Source organism: Emergencia sp. JLR.KK010 (genome assembly GCF_037018265.1).
GTDB lineage: Bacteria > Bacillota > Clostridia > Peptostreptococcales > Anaerovoracaceae > Senimuribacter > Senimuribacter intestinalis.
The window spans coordinates 1,730,202-1,754,129 of sequence record NZ_CP143550.1 but is presented as its reverse complement, the minus strand read 5'-3'; the positions used below and the strand labels follow the sequence as shown (position 1 = coordinate 1,754,129).

The window sequence follows — 23,928 nt, the reverse complement described above, 5'->3', positions numbered from 1 at the left end:
CGAGGTAGAAATTATGGACTGCAAAGACAGAAAAGGAAATATCATCTACACCGACGATGGTCAGGACAAACTTCTAGAAAAACTTTACAGTAGCGCCTGCGGGCGCTTCCTTTTGCGTTTTTTGATACCCCCCCAAATTTCAAAATTTGGAGGTTTTTTCCTGTCCCGCAAAATCTCTCGTATTGCAATCGAGCCATTTATTCGTAAAAATCAAATCGACATGACTCAGTACGAATCTCGTAAATTTTGTTCCTATAACGATTTTTTCACCAGAAAAATTAAACCAGAATGCCGTCCTATTGACCTAACGGAAACGCATCTTATCGCACCTTGTGACAGCAGACTTACCGTTTATCCCATCACATCAGACAGCCGGTTTACAATTAAGAATACAGAATATACGATGAAAAGTCTGCTCCGCGATGAAGATGCTGCCAAAACATATGAAGGAGGTCAACTGCTGCTTTTTCGCCTTACGGTTAAAGATTATCACCGGTACTGCTACCCAGACAGCGGAATTCTGAGCAAAATCCATAAAATTCCCGGTGTCTTTCACACAGTCAACCCCATCGCAAACGACTATTTTCCCATTTACAAAGAAAACACACGCTCCTACTGCTATCTGGAAAGTGCGGTCTTTGGCACCATGCTGATGATGGAGGTCGGCGCTTTGATGGTTGGAAAAATCTGCAACTACGAAGAAAACTGTACAGTCGTGCGCGGCACGGAAAAAGGACGCTTTGAATTCGGCGGTTCTACTATTATCCTTTGCCTTCCAGCAGGAAGCGCCATCATCGACCCGGATATTTTAGCCAATACATCAGCAGGATTTGAAACTCGGGTCAAGTATGGCGAAAAAATTGGTATACACCAAACAGAGAATGCTTTAACTTAAAACGATTCATTCTTGAAAAAAGTGTATAAAAAAATTTTTGAATCTTAACCGAGAATCAGAAAACATATAAAAAATGTATAAAAATCTTGGAAAATATTCTTAATGTTCATCACGATGCGAACTTATAATTATTTCTTGAAGAAAAAACTTGCATTATATGCAAATTTTCTTTAAGATTTATCCATCATCTTGCAAGAAATACAAGAAGTATGAAATCGCTAACTATAAACTTTATACATCTTTTTTTAAAAATCGCAGTTTAGGTTAAGTTTCTCACACTATAGTAACTTCTACAGCAAAATTTCCTATAGTTCTTGACAAAACTATCTGACAGGTATAAAATGACCATATTGAAAAGTTCATATTGAATCTTCAGGGCAGGGTGTAATTCCCGACCGGCGGTATAGTCCGCGAGCGCTTCCCGCGCTGATCCGGTGTGATTCCGGAACCGACAGTACAGTCTGGATGGAAGAAGATATTTCTTGTTTCGTTTTATGATGCTCTGGAATTTTTAGTTCCAGAGTTTTTTATAGGCGAAGCATATTTTGCAAACTAAAGTCCTGAATCCATGTCGATTCAGGACTTTTTATTTAGAAAGAAACATAGCAACCGCATGAAACTTTGTTTTCGTACTTTTCGACGATTTTTTACGAAAAGGTACTAAAAATCAACAGTTATTCGATGCTAACCCAGAGGCTTTCACGGCTGTCAATCAAAATTTTACATCAGTTTTGGTTCATCACGCCTTTATTTGCGCACAAATTTTCCATTATATGAGATTTTATTCTTTAATTTCCATATAATAGGCTGCACAGATTAAAAGTTTTAGTACCTTTTTTGAAAAAAACCGAAATAAGTACTAACAGCTAGTCTCCATGCTCTTTCATGCATTTGCTTTGTGGAAAGGAATACCTCCTATGGACAAAAAATATATGAGGCTTGCCATCAATCTTGCGAAAAAGGGCGCCGGTTATACCGCCCCTAACCCGCTGGTCGGCGCAGTTATCGTAAAGAATGACAAGATTATCGGACAGGGTTTTCACGAAAAGTACGGACAGCTTCATGCTGAGCGCAACGCTCTTGCAGACTGCAGAAGTCGTGGAAATGACCCAAAAGGCGCGTCTATCTACGTGACCCTGACGCCCTGCTGTCACTACGGCAAAACGCCGCCTTGCACGGAGGCAATCATTGAAAGCGGTATTTCCCATGTCATCATCGGTTCCCGCGATCCCAATCCGCAGGTTTTAGACAAAAGTATCGAGCTCCTGAAAGCTGCCGGAATCAAAGTCACAACCGATTTCCTTCGCGAAGAATGCGACCAGCTGAATCCAATCTTTTTCCACTATATCACCTGTCACACTCCTTATGTGACGCTGAAATATGCCATGACTATGGACGGGAAAATTGCTACCTTCGCCGGTCATTCCCAGTGGATTACAGGCGAGACTGCCCGTGCAAAGGTTCATCAGGACAGACATCTGTACACAGCGATTATGGTCGGTATTGGTACAGTTCTTGCTGACGATCCACTCTTGACCAGCAGACTGGCTGATGGCAGCGGAAAAAATCCGATTCGCATTATCTGTGACAGCAATCTTCGCACACCTCTTACGTCAAAAATTGTAACTACTGCTTCCGAAGTGGAAACAATGATTGCTACGGCAGAAAATGATCCTACGTACCACGCACCTTATCTGGAAAAAGGTTGTAAAATTCTAGTGGTTCCAAAGGATGCTTCCGGCTCTATCGACCTGAAAATCTTGATGGTGCTTCTGGGCACCATGAAAATAGATAGTATTCTTTTGGAAGGAGGCGCTGCTCTGAACTGGTCGGCGCTGCATGCCGGCATTGTCAACAGACTGCAGGCATATATCGCCCCGAAGATTTTCGGAGGAAAAAATGCCCTCTCCCCTGTTGCCGGAGACGGCGCCGAATTTCCTTCGGAAGCTGTTAAACTGACTAATTCGAAGATTACCGCCATCGGCGAAGATTTACTCATAGAAAGCGAGGTTTTGCCATGTTTACAGGAATTGTAGAAGAGTGCGGCACCGTAACAGCTGTTCAGAAAAATGCCGCTTCGGCGGTTTTACACATCGGCTGCAAAAAAATCCTGTCTGACATTCATCTGGGTGACAGCATTGCAGTAAACGGCGTCTGCCTAACTGTCACAAGCTTTAACGGAAGCAGCTTTTCCGCTGATGTCATGCACGAAACTCTGAACCGGTCCTCTCTAGGGGCTTTATCCGCAGGTAGCCGGGTCAATCTGGAGCGTGCTATGGCAGCGGGCGGCAGATTCGGCGGACATATCGTCAGCGGACATATCGACGGCACGGGCACGATTACCCAGATTCAAAAGGACGACAATGCAGTCTGGTACACCATCAACTGCGGTGATCAACTGCTAAAATATATCATAGAAAAAGGCTCCATCGCCATCGACGGAATCAGCCTGACAGTAGCGCGGCTTGAGCACCGAAGCTTTTCTGTCTCCATCATTCCCCACACCTTATCTGAAACCATACTGGCAGATAAAAAGTCGGGGGATATCGTCAATCTGGAAAACGACTGTATCGGAAAATACGTGGAGCGGCTGCTCTCCCTTGAAGATCCCAACGCTGCTCCTGCGAAAAAAGAAAGTAACATCACCGCCGCGTTTCTTGCAGAACACGGATTCAATTATTAGAAACAAAAAAGAAAGGAAAATCACCATGAAAGAATTTGAGTTCAGTACAGTAGAAGAAGCCTTGGAAGATTTGCGCCAGGGTAAAATCATTCTCTGCACCGATGATCCGGACAGAGAAAACGAAGGCGATTTCATCTGCGCCGCAGAGTTTGCCACGACTGAAAACGTCAACTTTATGGCGGTTCATGGCAAAGGTCTTATCTGCATGCCGATGAGCGAAGAAATCTGCAGGAAACTCCAGCTTCCCCAGATGGTTGACAACAACACTGACAACCACTGCACCGCCTTTACCGTTTCCATCGATCATGTAGACACCACGACCGGCATTTCCGCTGAGGAACGTGGACTGACCGCCAGAAAATGCGTCTCAGGTGACGCAAAACCAGAGGATTTCCGTCGTCCCGGTCACATGTTTCCGCTGCTTGCAAAGCCGCAGGGCGTTTTGGAGCGGAACGGCCATACAGAAGCAACCGTAGACCTGATGCGCCTTGCTGGGCTTTCCGAATGCGGTCTGTGCTGCGAAATCATGCGGGAAGACGGCACTATGATGCGCACCCCGCAGTTGAAAGAACTTGCTGCCAAATATGACTTAAAATTCATCAGCATCAAAGCTATCCAGGAATACAGAAAAAAACACGAAAACCTGGTAGAATGCGTCGCTGTTACCAAACTGCCAACCAAATACGGCAACTTTATGGCACACGGCTATATCAATAAACTCAACGGCGAGCATCATATCGCATTGGTCAAAGGAGATATCGGAGACGGAGAAAATCTTTTGTGCCGTGTACACTCTGAATGTCTGACCGGCGACGCCTTCGGTTCGGCTAAGTGCGACTGCGGCGAGCAGCTTGCCGCTGCCCTGACCCAGATTGAGGCAGAAGGCAGAGGCATTCTCCTCTACATGCGGCAGGAAGGCAGAGGCATCGGCTTAATCAATAAACTGAAAGCTTATGAACTACAGGATCAGGGTATGGATACCCTGGAAGCCAACCTTGCCCTGGGTTTTGCGGGCGATCTTCGCGAATACTATATCGGCGCGCAGATTCTAAAAGATCTGGGCGCGAAAACCCTGCGGCTTTTAACCAACAACCCACAGAAGGTTTACGAACTGTCCGAGTTCGGCATGGACATCACAGAGCGCGTGCCGATTCAGATGCCTGCCACCGCCCACGACCTGTTCTATCTGAAAACCAAACAGGAAAGAATGGGACACATTCTGGATTATAAATAAACCATACGTCAAATCTTTCCCGGAGAGCTGCACTGCTCTTACTGTATAACGCTCCGGAAATGATATTGACAAAAATCTAATCTTAAGATAGGAGAAATAAAACATGAAAATTTATGAAGGAAAATTAGTATCAAAAGAAATCAAAGTTGGCATCGTATGCGCCAGATTTAACGAATTTATCGTATCAAAGCTGCTTGGCGGCGCCCTGGACGGTCTAAAACGTCACGACGTTAAAGAAGAAAACATTGAAATTGCATGGTGCCCAGGCGCTTTTGAAATTCCTCTCATTGCACAGAAAATGGCAAAGTCTGGAAAATATGACGCTGTCATCTGTCTAGGCGCAGTCATCCGCGGTACAACTTCCCACTATGATTATGTCTGCGCCGAAGTTTCCAAAGGCATTGCTGCGGTTTCTCTTGCGGCTGACATTCCGGTGATGTTCGGCATTCTGACGACAGACAACATCGAGCAGGCTATCGAAAGAGCCGGCACAAAAGCTGGAAACAAAGGCTATGACTGTGCAGTTGGCGCAATCGAGATGGTAAATCTGATTGGGGAGATTGAGAAATAATTCGCGTTCCCAAAAAGCAAAATATTAAAATTGTATAAGCGAAAAGTACTGACCAGCATATCTTTCGAAGAACTAAAAACTATAAAATGAATTTTTCAGCCCAAGGAACCTGTCGGCAAAGCAAGCCCCTTGGGTTGTTCTTCAAATCACCCTGCATCCTCTTCTTCCCTTTCCGATTTCAATCAGGCCCTCCGATTCCAATGTATGCAGCAATTTTCGCGCCTTATCATCGCTAAGTCTGATTCCCCTCTTTGATAGCTCCCACAAAATCGCAGTGCGCCCAATGCCGGAATCAGCGTCCGTATGTCTGCTTATAATATCCAGCACTAGCTCCCTAATACCTGTCGGCTTTGGCTCAGTACCAATTACTTCCCGCTGCGGCAACACGGCAGCGCCGATTCCCTTCGGCAACTCTCCAAGAAGCAGATAGTAGTCTGCTGCATTTTTTAACTCACGCACATTACCCGGCCATGAGTACTGCGCAAGTGCAGTCTTCTCCTCGGCAGTCAGCCTCTCGTAAGATTCGCCGAGAAAAGTCTCCATCAGCTTTGGAATTTCTTCCGACCGTTGGCGAAGAGGCGGCAGTTCAACAGGAATATTGCTGAGCCTATAATATAAATCCTCTCGAAACTCTTTTTGAGCAATGGCTTCCCGCAGATCCTTGTTGGTGGCAGCCAAAATCCGAATATCTACATCGATGACCTTATCACTGCCAAGACGCATAATCTGCTTTTCCTGCAGCACACGCAGAAGTCTTGCCTGCAGATTTAAAGACATATCTCCGATTTCGTCCAGGAAAATAGTACCCTTGCTGGCCTGCTCAAAGAGACCGGTCTTTCCGTTGACTGACGCACCGGTAAAAGCGCCCTTTTCGTAGCCGAACAGTTCACTTTCCAGAAGTGACTCCGGCAGCGCCGCACAGTTAATCGCCACAAACGGCTGACTGTTTCTCCAGGAGTAATTATGAATAGACTGTGCAATCATTTCCTTTCCGGTGCCGCTTTCTCCGCTGATTAAAACTGTATAATCCGAAAGCGCAGCTTTCTTTGCAAGCTCGATGGATTTACGCATGGCAGAACTTTCACAGCATATATCGTCAAAGGTGTATTTCGCTACCAATCCGCTCTTTACAAGCTGCTTATTCAGTGCGTTTTCCATGTTCTTAATGTCCTTGACATCATTAAACAGCAGCGAATATCCAATCACCTGATCCACAATTTTTACATCAATCTTGGTGACAATATAATTGCCTCCGTAAAATTTTACCAATCGATTGTCAAATTCTTCATGACGTATCATCTCCACCATATCATCATCAAAAAAGGAGGAAACACTGACGCCCTCTCTATCGTCAATACCAAGCAGCGTCTGTGCTTTATCATTGACATATACAGTGCGAAGCTCCTTATCCAAAATCAAAACAGCATTTTGCGCATCCCTAATCGTTCGCTTAAGCATTTCTGTCTTGAGATGCTCCGTTACATAGCGCTCATTGATGCCCTTGTTGTTTTCAGCTACCAGCTGGGTGTACTTCAAAAGATTTCTCGTCACACTTTCGTTATGCAGTCCCAGCTTATTGATAATCGTAATAAAAGTGTTCACATCGATATATCTGTTCTGGATGTTAATCACTTTTTTAATAAACGATGGCACTTTTTCATCCGGTGTAATGGCAATGGTGATTTCACGATACTGCGCCTCATTTTCCCCTTCTAAATAGGGAATCAGATGTAAATGATTGAGTCCCATCTCATACAGGTTATTGGTAACCTGCAGCGTGCTTTCTCTCGAATCGTTGACCACAAGCACATTGGTTCCTTCCGGAATACTGAAAACCTCAGGCAAAAACTGCCGCTGAATGGTTCTTCCCATAACAATGACCTTGTCCAGCGAAGAAGTATAATCCTTCATTGCGTAAACTCGGTCTTCATATAAAACAACAAACAAATCTGCATCTATCAGCGCCTCATGGTTCAGTTCTTCGAGAAAACAAATTCTGCCCTCAACATATTCTCCCAGCACGTACTTTAAATTCCGTAAAAGCAAATCACATACTGCAAAATTTTCTCTGTTATTAAATACCAAACATACGTTCTTCATCAATCTTCCCCTTTCCTTGCTCATTTTCCTTTATCGGATAATTATAAGATAATAATCCCATTTTTGCAATAAAATTTCCTATTTCTTTCCTGACTTTTACTTAATTTCTCTTTTTTCTGTACTGGCACGCTTTTTGCTATATAATTAATAGCGCGCAACTAAAATTTTACAAATCTAAAAAACAAGAAAGAAAGGTAGAAACTATGTTTGCACTCTTTGAACAGTTTACAAATTTCCTCTACGGACTGCCGCTTCTGATCGTAATACTGGTCACCGGCATTTACTTAACCCTTCGCACCGGATTTTTTCAGCTCCGTCACTTCGGACATATTATAGGCAGTCTCTTCAACAAAGAGCGCCGCAGCGGCGGAGCCGATGATAAGAAAAAACTAACTCCTTTCCAGGCCATTTCCATCGCTATCGGCGGTACAGTCGGCGTCAGCAATATGAGCGGTGTCGCTACTGCCATTGCAACAGGAGGTCCAGGCGCCCTCTTCTGGCTATGGGTTGCCGCTCTTTTAGGCATGATTATCAAAATGGCAGAAGTTACACTGGCTGTTTATTACAGAGAATCCACTCCCGGCGGCGAATTCCGCGGCGGTCCTACTTATTACATGCAGAAAGGTCTGGGTCAGGAAAAAGGATATAAATTCTGGAAAGTCTTTGCTGTTATTTTCGGCGGCTGTATCTTTATGACATGGTTCATCACATTACAGAACTACACCGTATCTGAAGCTGTCGGCAACACCTTTGGACTGCCTCTCATCGTACCTGCGATTCTTTACGTAATCGGAATTTACATCGTCATCATCGGTGGTATCAAAAAGGTCGGCGTTGTTGCATCCTATCTGACACCGATTATGTGCACTTTTTACATCATCGCAGCTATCGCTATCCTGATTATCAACGCTAACCAGTTGCCTCACACCTTCGCTATGATCTTTAAAGGTGCATTCTCCACACAGGCTGCTTCCGGCGCTTTCCTTGGCGCAACAGTGGCTTACGCTATGCGACTTGGCTTTGCTCGCAGCGTATACAGCAACGAAGCCGGTTGGGGTACTTCGCCAATGGTACACGCTACTGCAAACACAGATCACCCTGTAAAACAGGGACTGATGGGCGCCTTTGAAGTATTCATGGACACCATCGTCGTATGTTCCCTGACAGGACTTGTTATTATTGTAACTGGTTACTGGGACAGCGGTCTGCAGGGAGCGACCCTGACACTGACAGCTTTCGAATCCGTCATCGGCTCCTTCGCAAGAATTATGATCGCTATCAGTATCTTCCTGTTCGGCATGACCACTTCCACGGGCTGGTTCACCTACTATCAGGTTATTTTAGACCATGCTCTGAAAGGAAAAGATAAAGTGAAGAAAATTGCTTCCAAAGTATTCCTCATCGGAACACCGCTGTGGGGTCTTATCGTAACTGTACTGACTGTATACGGAAACGGCACCCCTGCACAGCTTTGGGTCATTGCAGACTTTACTACTGTATTCCCAACCTTCTTTAACGTTGTAACCCTGTTCCTGCTCAGCGGCACTTTCATCAAGCTGTTAAAGGACTACCGTGCACGTTACCTGGGTGAAGGCAAAATCGACCCGGATATGCACCTGTTCTTTGAGGATAAAGAAAAAGCACAGAAAAAGGACGCATAACAATGGATACATTATTTTACAACGGAATTGTGAGCACATTGGATGGGCAGGATACCATGGCAGAAGCCGTTGGAATTACTGATGGGAGAATTACCTTTGTCGGCTCCGATGAGGAAGCAGCTGCGCTTTCCTGTAAAGAGCGCATCGATCTGAAAGGGAAAATGCTGCTGCCTGGTTTTGTTGACAGTCACCTACATATGCTCCACTATGCTTTTGTAGAAAACTCCATCAAACTCTTTGACTGCCGCAGTGTGCAGGACGTTTTGGACGCTGCAGCTAAAAGACTTGAAATCAGAAAGGAAAAACCGCTGTCATGGCTCTTTGGCCGCGGCTGGAACGAGGAACTTTTCGACGTGCCCAAGTATCCAGACAAAAAGGACCTGGACGCACTGGCAGATGACATTCCTATTATCATGGTTCGCGTCTGCGGACACACTGCAGTATGTAACTCCTGCGGGCTGGAAAGGCTGAAGGAGATCAAAGAATACCCGGAAATCTGCCGTGACGTAGATGAAGTTCACGGCATTCTGAAGGAAAATGCTGTTCAGTTCTTCTATTCTGTATTGGATGCTCCCAGTCAGGAAGAGATCGAAGATTACATCAAATTCGGTATCAGCAAACTAAACGAGGCAGGTGTCACCGCTATTCAGTCTGATGACCTTGCTTCCCTTCCGGGTAAAAACTGGCGCAGAATTATGTCTGCTTTCAAAGCCCTGGACAATCGCAAGGAAATGAATCTTCGTATCTATGAACAATGCCTCTTTGAGAGATTTGTGGATTTAAAGGATTTTCTAAAGGAAGGCTATCGAACTGGTCAGCAAGGCGACTTCTTCACAATCGGTCCGGTCAAGCTACTGCAGGACGGTTCCCTGGGCGCAAGAACCGCTGCACTGTCACAGCCCTACGAGGGTGAACCGGATAACACCGGACTGATTATCTACAAGCAAGAAGAGCTCAACGAAATCATTGCCTGCTGCGACAAATATCACATGCAGATTGCTGTACACTGCATCGGAGACAGGGCTATGGATATGGTGATCAAAGCCATTACTGCCTCTCCTTATCGAAAGGATAATCCGAAAGACAGGCACGGCATTGTCCATGCGCAGATTACCAGTCAAAAGGTGCTGGACGATATGAAGGAAAATCATATCATTGCATACATTCAGCCGGTATTTCTCGATCTGGATATGGATATTGTAGAATCCCGAATCGGCAGCCACCGTATGGATAAAGTCTACGCTTGGAAATCCATGCTGGACATGGGCATTCCCGTGTCCGGCGGCTCCGACGCACCGGTTGTAAGCTTTGATGTACTGGAAAACATCTACTTTGCTGTCACAAGAAAAAACATTCACGGACAGCCGGAGGAAGGCTGGATTCCTGAGGAGGCCATGTCTGTTCACGAAGCGGTTCGTCTCTTCACCAAAGACGCAGCCTACTCTTCCTACTCCGAGGAAATAAACGGCACCATCGAGGTCGGTAAATACGCCGATTTAGTCGTTCTGAACCAAAATATATACGATATCCCGCCTGAAAAAATCAAAGATGCTCAGGTCGAGATGACAGTATTAAACGGAAAAGTAATCTATCAAAAATAATTGCATACTGTCTTACGCAAAAGGACGTCCCAAATCATCAGGACGTCCTTTGCTATTTTCTTTATTTTTACTTCACATCACATACAGCGCCAAAGCCGCCGTCATAATCAAAATAGCCGCTATCTTTTTCCGTAGCATAGCTTCCTTTAAGAACACCGCCGACAACACCGCAGATAAAATGATACTCATACGAAAAATCGTTGTTACCACATTGACATCAGCAAAAATCAAGGCTTTATAGAAAAAGATATATCCGCCGCCAAGCAAAATAGTGCCTAATACGATTTTTACCAGGTCCCCTGCCGCCAAGGACCATGCCTTTTGCCGGTGCCTGCTCCTTGGTTTTTCCTCTTTCTGCTTCGCCAGATACAAAATCCACATCATAATCATTACGATAAAATACCGTATCCCACTGGCAAAATTGCTGTCTACCGGTGAGCTGTCCATCTTCGTCAAGATATGAGAAACCGATATACATGCAGCAGACAAAACCTCATACACAATCCATTTTCGACTGGCACAGTTTTTCTCCTGCGATGATTTATTTTCCTCGTCTCTTTCAATCATCAGCACAGTCCCCGCTGCCATCAACACTGCGCCTGCCAGCATAGCGCCTGAGATATGTTCCCGCAGTATCACCGCACTTAGAACCATCGTCATAACAATGGACAGATTTTGCAGTGCCAGCACCACGCTGACCGGACCGTCTTTCAGCCCCAGATAATAGAAAACCCAAGATATGCCCAGAAAAAAACCGGAAGCCGTCAAAAGAGGCCAGCTTTCCACCAGCCCCCATTGATTGAAGCTGCCAAACAGGATTGCCGCTGCTGCAAACATGCAAAAGATGATGGTATTACTCAGGCCGTTGACCCAGTAAACATCCGCCTTTCCCATGCCTGCCTTTGTCGCAACCACAGAACTTCCGCCAAGGATTGCGGACATCCCTGCCAAAATCAAACCGATTATCTGCATGCCCACTGGATAAACTTATGCAGATCTTCGCCCAGCTTAGCCGCTGTCACTTCACCTAAGTACGGCATATGACCTGATTCATAGGCTTCAAACTGAATCCGGTCTTTGGGCAAATCATGTGATGCAACCAAATACTCCGTATAGCCCAAAGTCGTTACCATGTCATAGTATCCGGTTCCAAACATAACTTTCATCTTCGGATTTTTGCGCATAGCGCTTTCAAGACACTTAACCGGCGGTTTCATGGTATGAAAATCCCAGCTTTCGCTGACGTCCATGGTTAAATTATCGTACAGATCGTCATTTTCTATGGTCAGTTCCTTTTTCATCATACTGTTAAAACAGTGGACAAAAGCAGGCATCGCCATTGCGCTGATTGCATCGTCACCGAACATATCATAAGTAGAAATATCCTCCAATGCGTCCATTTTGAACCTGCCGTCATAACGACTGAGACGGTATCCCTCTTTCGCCATACCGATTAAAGGATAATTCTTTGTTTCTACCCGCAAATTCAGTTTCAAAAGGGTTTCCGCATCCAGCCCTGTGAAATACTCCAGTCTTTCCAAAATATGGTTTTTCTCCCCTTCTTCAAGACGGCTGCCAAGGGCCAGCGCCGGCAGATATTCCCGATATGCAAATTCCGAAGCTTCCTTTGTAAAGTCTTCCAAGGACGGCTTTCCATCCTGATGGTGCAGCCAGTAGCTTGCCGCAATGGAGCTAAAATTCAGTACTGCTGTATCTACAGGAAACGGTGTTTGTCCGTGATCCAGCGCCGTTCCCAGCATAACCACACCGCTTAAATGGAGCGTATTGCAGCTGCTAAGGCCTGTTCCCTCGTTATAGAAAATCTTATCTGCAACCAGTGCATTTCTAATGGTTCCGTAGCTTTCACCCATGACAAACAGCGGAGCGTTCCATCTGTCGTGACTGCTCAGCCATTTGTTCATAAGCTGCACAATTTCAATGGCGTCTCCGTCAGACGAATAGTATTTATGCTTTGCCTCGTTTTTCATCAGGCGGCTATAACCACAGCCCACTGGATCGATGAGCACAATATCACAAATATCCAAAATCGTATCAGGGTTATCTTCCATTTCAAAAGGCGGCATAAAATCCATGGAAACTGCGTCGCCAAACTTTATTCTTTTTGGACCAAGAGCGCCCAGATGAATCACAGCGCTGGAAGAACCCGGCCCGCCGTTATAGGCAAAGAGCACCGGTCTTCCTGCCTCGCTGCAGTCGGTACGCTCATAAGCTATGGTATATGCTGTCGCCTCAGCCTCACCGCAATCATCGAAAAAGGTCCATTCCTCAGTTGCTGCTTTATAAGCGACTTCTTCATCCCGCAAGATGCAGCTTTTCTCTGTCAAATAGGATTTTGTTTTCTCGATTTTCATTTCTATCTCACCCTTTCACCAGCCAGGAATACTGCTTCCGGCTTATGATACATGACAGAAATATCCTGTTCCGGTTTTCCGCTCACCAGAATCAAATCAGCAGCTAAACCTTCCTTAATTTCGCCAGTTTCTTTTTCAATGCCAAGAATTTCAGCATTGTACTTAGTCGCCTGCAGCAAAATATCCAAATCTTTCATGCCGCAAAGTTCCTTTCTGAAACGGAATTCGATGCCCTCCTCGTACTGATCCATGCCTACAGTACTGTCTGTCGCAAAGCCCAGTTTCAGTCCTGCTTCATAGGCAGATTTAATTCTGCCCGCTGTCAGTTTCAGCATATTTGCCAGCTTTTCTAAAAGAAATTCCATTTCAGGCGGTGTCTGCGCCGGATTCTGGTACATTGCAGAAAGGGTCGGTACCAAATAGCAATTCTTCTTTCCCATCAGAATTTCGATGGTTTCATCGCTGATGAATGACGCATGTTCCACGGTTCTTACCCCGCTTTCAATACTGAGACGGATTGCGCCGTCGCCATGAGCATGAGACGCTACATAAGCGCTCTTTAAATCTGCTGCCTCAATAATCGCCTCTATTTCTCTTTTGGTAATAATCGGCTGTACCGGAATGCCCTGCTTGTGGAAAGCGGAGCCTGACGCCATAATTTTTACAAAATCGGCGTGTTCAGCTAACTCCTTTCTCACCAGCTTCATCAGCTCGTCAGGACCATCGCCCCACTTATACATATCATAGATAATATCCGCTTCTTCAATTTCTGTCGTTGAAATGATATGTCCGCTGGAAATGACTCTAGGTCCTGTCATCAAGCCAGACGCAAAAGCATCACGAACATAATTTGCAACACGCAGCGGTGTGCCGCAGTCTCTCAACGTTGTAAATCCGTAATCCAGATACCGCTTGCTGACCTCTGCGGTTTTCATGAACAACTTCATCGGATTTCTCATCATATCCGCCGTGAAGTAACGAATTCCAATTAAATGGGTATGGGTATCCATCAGCCCCGGCAGCAAAGTTTTGCCGCCGCAGTCGATGACTTCACCCTCATAGTTTTCCTTTGGCCTGTCATAGACTGCTGAAATTTTCCCATTTTCTATTTCAACTGCGCCGCATTCACTCTCCACACCGCCAGACAAAGCACCTACTAATCTGCAACGATTCAATAACATGATTCCATCTCCTCCTTTTCAATAAAATCTCTGATATCTTGAGATAATTTTTCTCCGCTTTCTTCGCCTACGTAAGACATATGCCCCGATGGATACTCTCTCAGAATCACCTGCCCTTTCTCAGCATCCAGATGTCCCGCCGCATAGCGCGCCTGCCCGATGGTAGTTACCAAATCATATACGCCGTTGGTCAGCAGTACCCGAAGGCTCGGATTTCTGCGCAGCGCCGCCCGCAGATATTCCAGCGGTGTCTTTATTCCGTCAAACTTCCACATACCATTTACATTGAAATTGATGATGTGGTATGGCATATCAATGTCAATTCCCAGTTCTTCTGCCAGTTTCAGGAATCCACCACGGAAAGCAGGTGTATAGCGTCCCATAGCGCCGTCATCTGCAACAGGGTCTGCCATACCGATTTGACCGCTTGCATGCATGACAAATCTGCCGTCATACATGCCGATTTCCTGGCCCTCATCGCCGAGGAGCTCCTTGCTGAACTCGCTAAGACTGATGCGGTCATTCTTTTTCTTTAAATAAGATGGAGAAAGTCCTGTAAAATAGGTCAGTTTCTCGATGAAAGACTTCGTCTCTGCTTCGGTCATTCTGTTTCCACGGTATAATCCAGCGAGAAGTTCCTTTCCTGCAAAGGCGTCCGCCTCCGCTATAAATGCGTGTAAATCAGGTTTCTCTTCCCGATTAAAATACCAGTTACACGCCGCCATAGTCGGCAGATCCAGCACCATCTTCTCAACACCGTATTCGTCCCACCAGTTTGGCTGCGGATTCACATTGAGTCCCGTTCCCATCATGATAATGCCATCGATGGTAATGCCCTTTGATACAGCGCCTGTACAAATCGGTCCGCCCATAAGAATTGACGGAATCACACAAGCACGCATCGTTCCGTAGCTTTCACCCATGAGATATTTTGGACTGGCCCAACGATTTTCTTTTCTAATCCAATCTTCGATGAATCTCGCAAAAATTTCACCATCTTTTTCGTAGGAATAAGCCTCCGCCTGCCTTGTTTCCTCTATAATCTGGCTCCAGCCTGTTCCCATCGGATCGATGATAACAACGTCGCAAAGATCCAAAAAGCAATTAGGATTTTCTTCAAGTTCAAATGGCGGTACTGTCTGCGGCGCGGTAGGATTTTCAAGTCTAATGCGCTTCGGCGCCAAAAGTCCTGTATGCAGCCACAGAGCCGAAGAACCCGGTCCTCCATTAAAGGCAAATATCACCGGTCTGTCCTGAGAAGATTCAACATCTGTCCGCACATAAGAATATGTAAACATCGTGCCAAGCAATGCTCCGTCTTCTCCGTAAACAGGATAATCGCCGCAGCAGGTTTTATAAGAAATCTCAATTCCACCTGCAGCCGCTTTGCCTTCTGATTCAAATTTTCTCAAAATAGCTTCCATTTCAAATACTCCTTTTCAGATGCCGTTTATCTTGCTTCTGCAGCAGCTTCGCGTTCTTTGATTTCTTTCTGCATTTGCGGAATCTGCTTTTCAATCTTCGCAATATACAGGAACAGCAGTGCGATTACAGCAAAGGCGATTGCCGGTATGGTAATATTTTCAGCAAAGAACAGCTGTAATACAGAGTTTTCCTGCATTTCCGCGCCCGCAACGTAAGGCACTAAAGTGAGCAGTGCTGCTGCAACAACGCCGCCGATCGCCTGTCCGAACTTCTGCGCAAAAGTAAACACTGACATAATGCTGGCCTGATTATCAACGCCTGTTTTCCATTTTCCGTAAATCATAGAGTCTAAGATACACTGGAAAATCATATTTCCAAAGAGTCCAAGACCGATACCCTCTACGCCCCAGCAGAAGAACAGCAGCGGTGTAAATGCGTCTCTTGTAATAAATCTCAGCGCATAGTTTGCGATTGCTAAAATGCATCCGAAAAAGCAGGTTTTCGCATTGCCGATTTTAGAAGAAAGCCATCTCATAAACAGAATCGGAAGAACTGCTGTCACTGTACCAATCATGGAATATGCTGACATCAGACCGGTATTCTGAATATTGTACTGTAAGTAATACACCAAAGTGCTTCCCATGACGGAGGCATAAAGCAGATATCCAATATACGACAAGCTGACAATCAGACAGTACTTATTGTGAATCAGCGCAGATAACATCTGACCGATTGTAACATCGTCTTTCTTTTCCGGTTCCAGCTCGATTTCTTCTTCATAGGTTCTCTCATAGCCTTTGGTTCCAAAGTATGCGACTAAGTGGCACAGCGCATAAGCAACGGCATAGATCGCTGCAACAAGGGCAAAGCCTTTTTCCAAATCCATACCGCCCAGCTTCGTTACCATAGGCAGAGAAATAGCCGGAATAATCAGGTTTGCAGCCAGTGTGCCGACAGCCTTGTACTGTCCCAGGCTAACACGTTCTTCTCTGTTGTCGGTAAGACGAGCAAGAAGCGTATTCAGAGGAACACTGGTAATGGTTGTTGCCATACCCTGGAAAATGTAGGTTACAGCAACCCAAATAATCTTGCTGCTGCCGGAAAGTTCCGGAACAAAATAGCTGAGGAAAAGACATACACCTGCAGGAACGGAGAAATATTTCAGCCAGAATCTGCACTTGCCTTCTTTTGACTTGGTTCTGTCTACCATAACGCCCATCATCGGGTCATTGATTGCGTCCCAAATTCTTGCAATACCCATGATAATAGCGGCTACACCCGGATCAATTTGAATGATATCCGTATAAAAGTACAATAAAAAATACGTGTTAAAAATAATAAGGCAATTCTTACCAAAATCTGCTATTGCAAAACATGATTTAGTCGAAATCGGTAGTTTGTTTCTATCTTTCATGACAAGCTCCTTATAGATTGGTTTAGTGATAACGAATCATTGCTTTAACTGAATCAGAACTAACATTTTCTGTAACATGTTCAGTTTGAGAAAAAGAAAACTCCGCCAATGGATCGGCCGTCTCCCAGTGTCCTGAGCACTCTTTTCCTTGTCGATATTTTGCTGAACATGTCAGCAAAATATCGATAAGCTAATGATATCACAAGCGTCGTTAATTGTCAACAAAATTGTATCGATATAAAAACAACCTTTAATTTCCACTAACACAAACGCAAAGACGAGCGCTTCTGCGCTCGTCTTTTATTCCTACTGTCCTTAGATTAAAATTTCCTCAAATCGCTATGATATCTTTCTCGATTTCTCGCTGGGCTTTTTCTAAATCCCGTGCCAGCATTGCATTGATAATTTCTCGATGAATATTGTAATCCTCTTTCTGTAGTGCAAGGAGTCTTTCATTTTGGGAATATGCCACTTTAAAAACTAAATCCCGCACCATATCCTCAAGCTGCCGGTTTCCTCCGATTGCCGCAAGACCGATATGAAATTTGCTGTTGCTCTTGTTCGGTCCTTCCAAATAGACCTCAAGTCCTTGTATTTCCTCGTCTCTGGCGTTTTCTACAGCAGTCTGCACACTGAACTTTTCCAGATGTCTGCGCAGAGCCTGAATCTGATTCACTTCTTCATCAGTGAAATAGTTTACCATATAGCCTCTGCCCGGATAACTGATTACAAATCCTTTGCTGCATAAAATCTGCAGAGCGTCCCGGACCGGCGCTTTACTGACACCGTACGATGCGGCAATTTCTCCAACGTTGAGAAAAGTACGATAATCAAATCTGCCGAAGATTAAATCTTCTTCCAGCTGCTCATAAATCTGTTTTGCTTTTGTATCTGCCATAAATTATAATCCAAGTTCTTTCATTTCTTCTTCAATCTGCTTAAGTTCTTCGTTTCTCTTGGTTTTCTGTGTTGTAGTCTTGACGGTTGGTTTGTCAGATAGGAAGTACTTCTTCACCATCTTGTACGCTGGCATAGTGGCATTGATTTCAGCCATATCCAGATCAAGCTGCGCCTGCAAGTCATCCAGACTCATGCCCTTTTCATCAAGATAGGATTTATCGTAAACGACTTTTGCCCAGAGCACCACATCGCTTGCCTTGTTTCTGGTAAAGACCATGCTTTCTTCCACATAAGGCAGTACATTGATCAGATTCTCAATCTCCTCCGGATAGACATTCTTGCCATTTTTCATGACGATAACATTCTTCTTGCGTCCGCAGATGAACAGGTATCCCTCCTCGTCAAAATATGCAAGGTCACCAGTGTGGAGCCAGCCATCTACAATCATCTCATCAGTAGCTTCCTGATTATCGTAATAGCCCAGCATAACATTGTCGCCGCGAACGACGAGTTCTCCAATGCCCTCTTCGTTGACATCGATAATCTTTCCTTCTACGTTAGGCATCAGTTTACCGCAGGAACCCGGTTTCAGATAGCGATAAGTCTCACTGGAAATGGTCGGCGATGTCTCCGTCAACCCATAGCCCTGTACTGTAAGAATGCCGAAGTCATTAAGTCCCTTAGCAACTACCGGATCCAAAGCCGCTGCGCCATTGATAATAAAGCGCATTCTTCCGCCCATCTGATCGATGATATCTTTAAACAGCTTCCGTCGCACATTGATTCCTACTTTTTCAGTCAAATCACAAATCTTCAGTGCCGCCTGCACCTTGCCGCTCTTGCCCTGTTTCTCTATGCCCTTCATAATCTTCTTGTACATATTTTCAAGAAGCAGCGGCACACTCATAATAACAGATACGCCGTATTCCTTCATGTTTGCGCTTACATATTTCAGTCCTTCGCAGAAACAGTTCTTCATGCCTTGGGACAGGAAAGTCAAAAGCCCACTCATACCGTAACAGTGATGCAAAGGCAGAATCATCATATTCACATCGTCAGGGAAAAACAGTTCTTCGCAGTTCATACCATAGTTACAGCTCATGAAATTTCGATGAGAAAGCATTACCGCTTTGGACTGCTCCGTCGTCCCCGATGTAAAAAGCAGATAATTCATTGCATCCGGATCAATTTCGGCTTCCAGATATCTAAAGTCGCCGCCTTCTACCAGCGCACGACCTTTGTCCAGAAGATCCATCAGCAGCACACCTGTCTCTGACTGAAAATCCATGGCTACGATCATGGAAAGACCTGTAGATTTCTCCGCAAAGATTTCCTCAATCATCTTCGCACTTTTCTTATCATAAAAAATCGCTTCCGCCTTACTTCGATTGAGGCAGCTTACGATTTCTTCTTTTTGTAGGGCTTTATCAAGGGGCACTGTAATACCCACGCCGCAGCTCACTGCAAAGTATGCAAGGCACCAACTGTAGCTGTTCTCACCGATAACTGCAATGCGCTTATCTTTATAGCCACATTCAATCAGTGCTGTGCCCAGATGTCCCATGGTCTCAAAGAGCTTTGCATAGGTGGTGTTGATATAGTTGACTTCTTTAGTTTCTTTGTTCTTGATTTTCGTCACAAACGCCACTTTATCCGCATACTTTTCTGCAGATGTTCTAAGCAAATCGCGCAGATCGCGAAACTCATGAAATTTCTTTTCTAGTTTATAATCTTTCATATTTTTTCCTTCTGTATAATAGCAAGTTCTTCTATATAGTAGAATAGCACGTTCCAGAGTCGGTGTCAAACGCTTCGCGCTACTCTTTTATGACAATTCCCAGCATCTTCGCCAGCTCCGCAGCCTGAAAAAGGCTGACCTTTGCGCCTTTCAGCTCACCATTTTCGCTAGATACCCTGATTCCCTCCAAAATACATGTAGTGAAATCAACGTCCTTTAGTTTCGTTTTAAAAAATTCCGTTCCAATGCATTGATTCTTATCCATCTGTAGTTTTTTTAATTTACAGTTTGCAAAAAATGCATCGGTCAAATCACATGTAGCAATGGTGCACTGCTCCAGCTTTGTCTCTGTAAAATTCGCCATCGCCATAGCGCAGTCTGTAAAAAAGGTGCTGCTGATGCTGCACTGACTGAAGTCCGTGCCCACAAGCTGGCAATTATCAAACTCAGTGCTGTTAAACCAGCTTCCCGTAAAGCTGCATCCCGGCAGCTGGCAATTTTTGAACAGAGCAGTTTTAAAGTCTGCCCCCTTAAAGCGACATCGAATCAGCGTACAATTTTCAAAAATTACGGTATCGAAATTCAGTCCGCTAAAATCCTCTTCTTCAATATGCTCGCCACTGAACCGAACCTGCTCTATGTCCTGCTCCTCCTGCCTGCACCTCCATGCGCAAGAATAGAGATCGCTGTCAGCACTGGGCAGCTGAAGCAAATAGATATTTGATGATTTTTTCTGTGTCATTGGTAAACTCCTTTGCGTTCATTATACCACGATGATTCCGCTGAAAATAGAATCGGAAGTCATGATCCAATGAACGCTTCCTTGCGGCAACGCCGGTTTCATTCTTTGCGTTCATTATACCATGACGTTTCCTTTGAAAGTAGAATCGGAAGTCATGATTCAATGAACGCTTCCTTGCGGCAACGCCGGTTTCATTCTTTGCGTTCATTATACCACAATTCCCCTCCCCTGTCTTCCTTATCATACCGCCTTCCTGCCAAAGAACACATATCAAATAAGCGTAGCGAGCCGGCACGGTAGCTATGGTACGCTATATTTGTGTAATTTTTTATGGCACGATGCTGCTGAATACGGCTGCCGAGAAAAAAGGAGAAATTCCCTTGACGAGACTTCATCTTTGTGTTAGTATTTTCTATAACAAATTTTATAAAAAATAAACCGTTGACCGAGAGTAGTAGCAGGCAGAAGCTGTCTACAGAGAGCTGCAAGTGGTGAGATTGCAGTGATAAGCATGTCGTGTGAATGGACTTGGGAGGGCAACCTGAATCGCCGTTATCACTTAGGCGTAGTATGGAAGACGGGTTCGACCGTTATATCGAAGGACATATGATAGTATGTTCAGAGTGCGCCTATCCGTGAGGATAAGCGAATTAGGGTGGTATCGCAGAAGCTGCAGCTTTTGTCCCTATCGGGGCGAAAGCTTTTTTGTTTGTCCAAAGTCTTTCTCCCCTTCCAAAACACGAAGAAAGATGAGGTACAAAACATGAAAATGAATGACACACAGTTTAATTTGATGAAACAGCAGCTCCGCCGCGTAACCACTTTTTCCGGCAATCTCTATCAGAAAAAATATAAGGGCATCGACATTGACATTATGACATTTATGGACTGACCGAAATTTACGGTCCGGGAATCGGCATCAACTGCAACAGAGAAACTCCTATGCACTACTGGGACGATTATCTCTACATCGAAATCATTGATCCACAGACTGGCAAGAACGTACCTGACGGCGAAACCGGTGAAATTGTTATCACTACCCTTCGCAAAGAAGGCGCACCGCTGATTCGCTACAGAACCCACGACCTTTCAAGAATTGTACCGGAAACCTGCAGCTGCGGCTTGAAATTTCCGAGAATTGACCGTATAATAGGAAGAAGTGATGATATGGTAAAAGTCAAGGGTGTCAATATTTATCCCGGTCAGGTAGAAGATATCCTGCGGGACATCCATGGCGTCAGCAGCGAATACCAGATTTCCATCGACCACATAAACGGCAAAGATGTCCTCACCCTCTCTGTTGAAACGGAAGAAGGAATTGACACTGCCGCCGCTGAAAGCTCCATTGGTTCTGCCTTTAAGACAAAGGTCGGACTGGCGATCGAGCCAAAGGCCGTTGCTGTAGGCAGCCTGCCGCGCAGCGAAAAAAAGACGAAGAGAATTTTTGACTACAGAAATAACTAATATTCAATACACATGAATAAAACGGAGGTTTACAAAACATGAAAAGAGTATTTTCCGGCGTTCAGCCGACCGGTAACATCCACCTTGGCAACTATCTTGGCGCTCTCCGCCAGTTTGTAGAACTGCAGGACGACCACGAGTGCCTCTACTGTATCGTTGATCTGCATGCCATCACGGTGCCACAGGATCCGAAAGTGCTGAAAGAACACATTCTAGACGTCGCCGCCCTGTATCTTGCAGTCGGCGTAGATCCAAAGAAGTCCATCGTCTTTGTCCAATCTGACGTTTCCGCTCATGCAGAACTATCTTGGGTACTCACCTGTAACTCCTACACCGGTGAACTTTCCAGAATGACACAGTTCAAGTCAAAGAGTCATAATAAAGAATCTGCGCCGACGGGACTTTTCACATATCCACTTCTGATGGCGGCTGATATTCTGCTCTACGATGTAGACGTAGTGCCTGTTGGAAACGACCAGAAGCAGCATATCGAACTGACCCGCGATATTGCAGTCAGAGTGAATAATACCAGAAAAAAGACCTTTGTTGTACCAGAAGGACGTTACCTGAAAGAAGGCGCTCGCATTATGGCGTTGGACGATCCGACCCAAAAGATGAGCAAATCCGCAGAAAACATTCACAGCAGAATTTCCCTGCTGGATGATCCTGCCAAAATAAAAAAATCTATTATGAAAGCTACCACTGACTCAGAAGGAGTAGTGCGCTTTGATCCGGAAACAAAGCCTGGCATCAGCAATCTGATGAACATCTATTCTGTTCTCTCCGGAAAATCCCTGGACGAAATTGAAGCAGCTTATGCGGGCAAAGGCTATGGCGACTTCAAAAAAGATCTGGTTGTGGTCGTTACAGAAGCGCTGGCACCAATTAAGACCAGATATGAGAAAATCCGTCACTCCGACGAGCTGATTGAAATTTTAAAAGATGGAGCCGAAAGAGCAAGAGCCATCGCAAATCCTGTTATGCAGAGAGTCAAAGATAACTTCGGTCTGGGACTATAAAATGATTTATATAAGAGGCTGCCTATATTCACAAACGTTATACAGCTACAGAAGCGAAAATGTCTACCCTGCATAACGTGAACAAGCTGTGCTGGCAGCCTCTTTTTTCTTACTCTATCACAAATCTCTCACGATCCGCTGGACTGATAGCTTCGCACACCAAACCGCCATAAAAGCCACGCCGGTGCCATAAACCAGCATGCCAGAAGCGGCACAAATACAAAGAATCTCGATGTTTCCTGTCCAATCAAATAGAGAAACGGATAATACTGCACCAGCGCATAGGGAATCACAAAAGTCGTAATCTGCAGTATCTTTTTTCCGTAAACACCCATGGGATATTTCCCGTATTCTCTGGCACCGTCAGTAAAGATATTCATAAACTCCAGTCCTTCCAAGGTAAAAAAGCTGAATGCCGCATAGATCAGAAACATGGCTGAAAATACCACAATACCACCTACAAGCATATTGATAATAGTAAGAACCTTTGTAATATCCCACGAAACGCCACCAGCTGAAATCCCATATACGAACATCACTACTGCCTGCAGCATCCTTCCCATACGCGTCAGTTCAAATTCACTTCCAAGTACCTGCAAAACTTCACTTTGCGGTCTAACCAGAACACGATCAAACTCCCCCGTTCGTACCATATCTGGAAACATATCAAAGCCTCTGGCGACCATTTCTGCCAAAGAAAACTCAAGCAGCAAAATAGAAAAGCACAAAAGCACCTGACTGTATGTAAAGCCTTCCACCGCTGAAAATCTTTTAAACATAAAAAGGATTCCCAAAAAAACGTTAAAGGACACCAAGAACTGCCCCACAGCTGTAAGGAGAAATGATGCCTTGTATTGCATGGCAGAGCGCACGCTGATGGACACATAATGCCCGTAAAGCCTGACTGCTTTTTTTATTTTCTTCATCG

At 44.9% G+C, this 23,928-nt stretch carries 21 protein-coding genes, 1 riboswitch and 1 other annotated feature; of the genes, 10 read left to right on the top strand and 11 right to left on the bottom strand.

From position 1 onward, the window contains the following. Positions 1-13 precede the first annotated feature (13 nt). The 5 genes from V1225_RS08375 to ribE (V1225_RS08355) all read left to right on the top strand — a co-directional run bounded on the left by V1225_RS08375 (position 14) and on the right by ribE (V1225_RS08355) (position 5,383). Positions 14-895, top strand: coding sequence for a phosphatidylserine decarboxylase (locus V1225_RS08375; RefSeq protein WP_251616061.1), 882 nt, complete (start codon positions 14-16; stop codon positions 893-895). Between the two features lie 364 nt (positions 896-1,259). Then, a riboswitch (FMN riboswitch) is annotated at positions 1,260-1,376 on the top strand. Positions 1,377-1,812: 436 nt separating this feature from the next. Then, positions 1,813-2,931: a bifunctional diaminohydroxyphosphoribosylaminopyrimidine deaminase/5-amino-6-(5-phosphoribosylamino)uracil reductase RibD gene (gene ribD / locus V1225_RS08370; protein WP_251631597.1), complete on the top strand. Its 1,119-nt coding sequence runs from the start codon at positions 1,813-1,815 to the stop codon at positions 2,929-2,931. After that, positions 2,913-3,578 (top strand): riboflavin synthase, encoded by a 666-nt coding sequence (gene ribE, locus V1225_RS08365; protein WP_160200752.1) that lies wholly within the window; start codon positions 2,913-2,915, stop codon positions 3,576-3,578. Before ribD ends, ribE (V1225_RS08365) begins: the two co-directional genes overlap by 19 nt. Before the next feature lie 25 nt (positions 3,579-3,603). After that, on the top strand, positions 3,604-4,812 hold the full coding sequence (locus tag V1225_RS08360) for a bifunctional 3,4-dihydroxy-2-butanone-4-phosphate synthase/GTP cyclohydrolase II (RefSeq protein WP_160200751.1): 1,209 nt from the start codon (positions 3,604-3,606) through the stop codon (positions 4,810-4,812). A gap of 103 nt (positions 4,813-4,915) precedes the next feature. After that, the gene (gene ribE / locus V1225_RS08355) at positions 4,916-5,383 is read left to right on the top strand and encodes a 6,7-dimethyl-8-ribityllumazine synthase (RefSeq protein WP_338546063.1); all 468 of its coding nucleotides are present in this window, start codon (positions 4,916-4,918) and stop codon (positions 5,381-5,383) included. Between the two features lie 141 nt (positions 5,384-5,524). Here the strand turns inward: ribE (V1225_RS08355) and V1225_RS08350 are convergent, their stop codons facing one another. Continuing rightward, positions 5,525-7,483 (bottom strand): sigma 54-interacting transcriptional regulator, encoded by a 1,959-nt coding sequence (locus tag V1225_RS08350; RefSeq protein ID WP_338546062.1) that lies wholly within the window; start codon positions 7,481-7,483, stop codon positions 5,525-5,527. Positions 7,484-7,686: 203 nt separating this feature from the next. Here V1225_RS08350 and V1225_RS08345 point away from each other — a divergent pair, with 203 nt between their 5' ends. Next, positions 7,687-9,144, top strand: coding sequence for an amino acid carrier protein (locus V1225_RS08345; protein ID WP_338546060.1), 1,458 nt, complete (start codon positions 7,687-7,689; stop codon positions 9,142-9,144). 2 nt (positions 9,145-9,146) lie between these two features. After that, positions 9,147-10,745, top strand: a complete 1,599-nt coding sequence (locus tag V1225_RS08340; RefSeq protein ID WP_338546059.1) for an amidohydrolase — start codon at positions 9,147-9,149, stop codon at positions 10,743-10,745. Positions 10,746-10,817: 72 nt separating this feature from the next. On the opposite strand, the gene V1225_RS08335 is transcribed toward V1225_RS08340, so the two are convergent. The 9 genes from V1225_RS08335 to V1225_RS08295 all read right to left on the bottom strand — a co-directional run bounded on the left by V1225_RS08335 (position 10,818) and on the right by V1225_RS08295 (position 20,761). Further along, positions 10,818-11,717: an EamA family transporter gene (locus V1225_RS08335; RefSeq protein ID WP_338546058.1), complete on the bottom strand. Its 900-nt coding sequence runs from the start codon at positions 11,715-11,717 to the stop codon at positions 10,818-10,820. Beyond that, positions 11,708-13,117: a hypothetical protein gene (locus V1225_RS08330; protein WP_160200745.1), complete on the bottom strand. Its 1,410-nt coding sequence runs from the start codon at positions 13,115-13,117 to the stop codon at positions 11,708-11,710. Before V1225_RS08330 ends, V1225_RS08335 begins: the two co-directional genes overlap by 10 nt. Before the next feature lie 2 nt (positions 13,118-13,119). Continuing rightward, the gene (locus tag V1225_RS08325; RefSeq protein WP_160200744.1) at positions 13,120-14,298 is read right to left on the bottom strand and encodes an amidohydrolase family protein; all 1,179 of its coding nucleotides are present in this window, start codon (positions 14,296-14,298) and stop codon (positions 13,120-13,122) included. Then, positions 14,289-15,722 carry a hypothetical protein gene (locus tag V1225_RS08320; protein ID WP_160200743.1) on the bottom strand — a complete coding sequence of 478 codons (1,434 nt, stop codon included), beginning with the start codon at positions 15,720-15,722 and terminating at the stop codon, positions 14,289-14,291. The genes V1225_RS08325 and V1225_RS08320 overlap by 10 nt, the downstream gene beginning before the upstream one ends. A 26-nt stretch (positions 15,723-15,748) precedes the next feature. Then, positions 15,749-17,137 (bottom strand): glycoside-pentoside-hexuronide (GPH):cation symporter, encoded by a 1,389-nt coding sequence (locus V1225_RS08315; protein WP_160200742.1) that lies wholly within the window; start codon positions 17,135-17,137, stop codon positions 15,749-15,751. Between the two features lie 331 nt (positions 17,138-17,468). After that, positions 17,469-18,035, bottom strand: a complete 567-nt coding sequence (locus V1225_RS08310; protein ID WP_160203208.1) for a GntR family transcriptional regulator — start codon at positions 18,033-18,035, stop codon at positions 17,469-17,471. A 3-nt stretch (positions 18,036-18,038) separates the two neighbouring features. Continuing rightward, a complete protein-coding gene (locus V1225_RS08305; protein ID WP_338546053.1) occupies positions 18,039-19,775 on the bottom strand; it encodes an AMP-binding protein in 1,737 nt (578 codons plus the stop codon). A gap of 79 nt (positions 19,776-19,854) precedes the next feature. Next, on the bottom strand, positions 19,855-20,517 hold the full coding sequence (locus V1225_RS08300; RefSeq protein WP_338546052.1) for a pentapeptide repeat-containing protein: 663 nt from the start codon (positions 20,515-20,517) through the stop codon (positions 19,855-19,857). After that, entirely contained in the window at positions 20,465-20,761 is a 297-nt protein-coding gene (locus V1225_RS08295; protein ID WP_338546051.1) for a hypothetical protein, read from the bottom strand. The genes V1225_RS08300 and V1225_RS08295 overlap by 53 nt, the downstream gene beginning before the upstream one ends. Positions 20,762-20,949: 188 nt before the next feature. After that, positions 20,950-21,207 (top strand) — a binding site (T-box leader). 73 nt (positions 21,208-21,280) lie between these two features. Between V1225_RS08295 and V1225_RS08290 the strand changes: the two genes are divergently transcribed. Genes V1225_RS08290 through trpS form a run of 3 tightly spaced genes read left to right on the top strand, consistent with a single transcriptional unit; the run spans position 21,281 to position 23,000 of the window. Next, complete coding sequence (locus tag V1225_RS08290; RefSeq protein ID WP_338546050.1) at positions 21,281-21,409, top strand: hypothetical protein; 129 nt, start codon at positions 21,281-21,283, stop codon at positions 21,407-21,409. A 50-nt stretch (positions 21,410-21,459) separates the two neighbouring features. Beyond that, a complete protein-coding gene (locus V1225_RS08285) occupies positions 21,460-21,981 on the top strand; it encodes a hypothetical protein (protein ID WP_338546048.1) in 522 nt (173 codons plus the stop codon). A 38-nt stretch (positions 21,982-22,019) separates the two neighbouring features. Then, complete coding sequence (trpS, locus tag V1225_RS08280) at positions 22,020-23,000, top strand: tryptophan--tRNA ligase (RefSeq protein ID WP_338546046.1); 981 nt, start codon at positions 22,020-22,022, stop codon at positions 22,998-23,000. A gap of 128 nt (positions 23,001-23,128) precedes the next feature. On the opposite strand, the gene V1225_RS08275 is transcribed toward trpS, so the two are convergent. Next, positions 23,129-23,926, bottom strand: a complete 798-nt coding sequence (locus V1225_RS08275; RefSeq protein WP_338546045.1) for an ABC-2 family transporter protein — start codon at positions 23,924-23,926, stop codon at positions 23,129-23,131. Positions 23,927-23,928 lie beyond the last annotated feature (2 nt).